The 3,084-nt window shown below is 74.9% G+C and carries 1 protein-coding gene and 1 pseudogene; one reads left to right on the top strand and one right to left on the bottom strand.

What is annotated here, in order from left to right:
- Positions 1-2,252 (top strand): SpoIIE family protein phosphatase (locus ACFXA3_RS35235; RefSeq protein WP_385193890.1); only part of this gene is annotated, 2,252 nt, incomplete at its 5' end.
- Between the two features lie 12 nt (positions 2,253-2,264).
- On the opposite strand, the pseudogene ACFXA3_RS35230 reads toward ACFXA3_RS35235, so the two are convergent.
- A pseudogene (locus ACFXA3_RS35230) lies at positions 2,265-2,984 on the bottom strand (DUF4139 domain-containing protein); the annotation flags it as partial.
- Between the last annotated feature and the right edge of the window lie 100 nt (positions 2,985-3,084).

Here is a 3,084-nt window from a genome sequence, read left to right as displayed (position 1 = left end):
GCAGGGCCCTCGTCGACCTGGCCAAGGGCATTCTGATCGGACAACTCAGCTGCACCCCCGCCGCGGCGGCGCGGCAGCTGGACGAACTGTCCCGCGAGACCGGGCTGTCCCCGCTCGACCTGGCCGCGGACATCGTCAACCAGGCCGCCCGCGACCACGTCAGCGAGGTCGCCGCCGAGTTCGTCGAACGCACCGGCACGCTCGGCCCCGCCACACCGTCCACGCGGGTGGCGGTACGGCTGCGGACCGCCGAGAGCGGGATGCTCGCCGCCGCCGACGACACCCAGGCGGTCGCCGAATCCCTCCTGACCAACGCCCTCAAACCCCTGGGCGCGATCGCCGTCGCCGTGTGGACCGCGGCGCCCGACGGCTCGCTGGCCCTCGCCGGGTACGCCGGGTTCCCGCCCGGCGAGGCCGCACGCTGGCGCCACGTACCCCCGGGCGTCTCCACCGTCGCCCGCCTCGCGCTGCGCGAGCGCCGGCTGGTCACCCTCGCCCGCCTGGGCCGCGAAGGGCTGCCCTCGATCGCCCACCTGCACTGGCCCGACGGCGGACGGATGGCCGTACCCGCCGGGACGGGCGGCCGCATCCACGGCGTCCTGGAGATCTGCTGGCCGCAGCCCCTGGCACCGCAACCCCCGCAGATCGAGCGCCAGGTCGAGGCCCTCGCCGAACTCTGCGCCCGCACCATGGACACCTCGGCCCCGGCCGATCCCGCCTTCCCCGACGCGGCGCTCCCGGACGTCTCGGAACTGGCCGACCTCGCCGAGGGACTGCACGATCCGGCCGTCATCCTCACCCCGGTGCTCGATCCCGAGGGCCGGCTGGGAGACTTCCGCATCCGTCACGCCAGCAGCCGCTTCGTCGACCCCGCCGGGCGGCAGCGCGCCGACGTGAACGGCGCCCTGCTGCTGGAGGCCTATCCGATGGCCGCCGGCGAGAACGGGCTGTTCGACATCATCGAGCGCGTGCACGCGACCGGCGAACCCTTCAGGGCCGAACGCATGAGCCTGACCGCACTCGTCGACCAGATCCCGCTGACGTCCGTCGCGGACATCAGCGTCAGCCGGCACGGCGCGGCCGTCCTGCTGATCTGGCGGATCGAGGACGAGACGGCGCGACTGGCCGACCTCCTCCAGCACGCCCAGCGCCTGGGCCGGATCGGCGGCTTCGAGGAGAACCTCGTCACCGGCGGGATCACCTGGAACGCGCAGCTGTACGCGCTGCACGGACTCCCGGCCACCGCCCACCCCGTACCGCTGCGGGAACTGCCCGCATACACCCACCCCGACGACTCCGCCGCGCTGGGCCGCTTCCTGCGCGCGGTGCTGCACCACCGCCGGCCCGCATCCGTCGACCTGCGCCTGCGGAGGTCCGACGGGATCACCCGCCACATCCGCGTCGTCGCCGAGCCCGTCCTCGGCGCCGACCGGCGCCTGCACGCCGTCCGCGGCGCCTACCAGGACGTCTCCGCCCAGCACTGGACCGAAGTCGCCCTGGCCGCGACCCGGGACCAGCTCGCCCACACCGCGGCCGAGTCCGCGGAACGCAACCGCCTCACGCTCCAGCTCCAGCACGCCATCATGCCTCCGACCCCGGCGGCCGTCGAAGCCCCGGGCCTGCGCGTCGCCGTCCGCTACCGGCCCGCGGAATCCGAGTCGCTCGTCGGCGGGGACTGGTACGACACCGTGGTCCTGCCCTCCGGGCTGATCATGCTCTCCGTGGGCGACGTCGCCGGACACGGCATCGAGGCCGCCACCGGCATGGTCGTCCTGCGCAACGCCCTGCGCGGCCTCGCCTTCACCGGAGCGGGCCCCGCCCAGCTGCTGTCCTGGCTCAACACGGTCACCCACAACCTGGCGAAGCACGTCACGGCCACCGCCGTGTGCGGGCTCTTCGACCCCCGTACCCGGGTGATGCGCTGGGCGCGCGCCGGCCACCTGCCGCCCGTGCTCGTCCGCGGCGGCGAACCCGAAGCCTTCCCGCTCATCGAGGGACTGCTCCTCGGAGCCCTGCCGGACGTCACGTACATCGAACGGGAGGTCCAGCTGGAGCCCGAAGACACCCTGCTCATGTTCACGGACGGACTGGTGGAGCGGCGGGACTCCTCGGTGGAGGACTCCCTGGGCCACCTCGTGAGCGCGGCGGCCTCCTCGGCCGGGGACCTGGACCGGCAACTGGACCGCCTGCTCGCCCAGAGCCGCTCCGACACGGACGACGACACCTGCGTCATCGGGATCCGGGTCGGCTGACACCGCCTCCCGTCAGAGCCCGGCGACCTTGGCGCTCGCCGAGAGCTCGTAGACCAGGGTGAGCGTACGGCGGCCGCCCGGCGGGAGCGTGACGTCCCAGCGCGCGATGCCCTCGGCGTCGACCGCGTCGGGCACGGGGGAGCAGGCCTCCTTGACCAGGCGCACCTCCACCGCCGAGACCTCCGAGACCGGGATCCGCTCCCGTACGGTGACGACGCGTCCGCCCTGCTCCGCCGGCGCGGAGAACCGGGACAGGTGCAGGCGCACCGTGCGGGTGACCACGGTCCGCTGGGTGATCCCGGCGGTGGTCCGCGACTCCTCGGTCTCCCGGACCACGCTGTGGTCGTCGCAGCTGCCGAAGGCCAGGGCGACCGGGGCGCCGGGGGCGGTGAACTCCAGTGCGCCGCGGCCGCTGAACCCACCGGCACGCACCAGGTCGACGGGACCGGCGAGCAGGGCATGGCCGGACCCGTTGTCGCCCCGCACCACCCGGGTGACCAGCGGGGACAGCTCGGGCGAGCAGGCGTACTCGCTGCTCGCGGGTGTGGTGAACGCGGACAGCGGCACCCGGTGCGCGCGGCCGTCCCCGGGCACGGAGACCGGTGCGGGAGCGTGCAGCACCCGCGCCTCACCCCCGTCGTCCACGCCCGGCAGGCCGAGCACCGGTGCCGGACCGAGGTCGCCGATCGCCTCCTCGCGCAACTCGACGTCGACCGTGCGGCGTTGCGCGGCGGGGGGCGCGACCACCCGCCGCCCGGGCGCGCCCCCCCCCCGCGGCGCGGGGGGCCGCGCCCCCCCGGCCCGGGGGGCGCGGGGGGTGGGATATTAAAAA

Origin of the sequence: Streptomyces sp. NPDC059456 (assembly GCF_042750055.1) — a bacterium.
In the GTDB taxonomy this organism is placed as follows: Bacteria; Actinomycetota; Actinomycetes; order Streptomycetales; family Streptomycetaceae; genus Streptomyces.
Note: the sequence above shows the minus strand (reverse complement) of the source record. Positions and strands in the feature narration are given on the sequence as shown.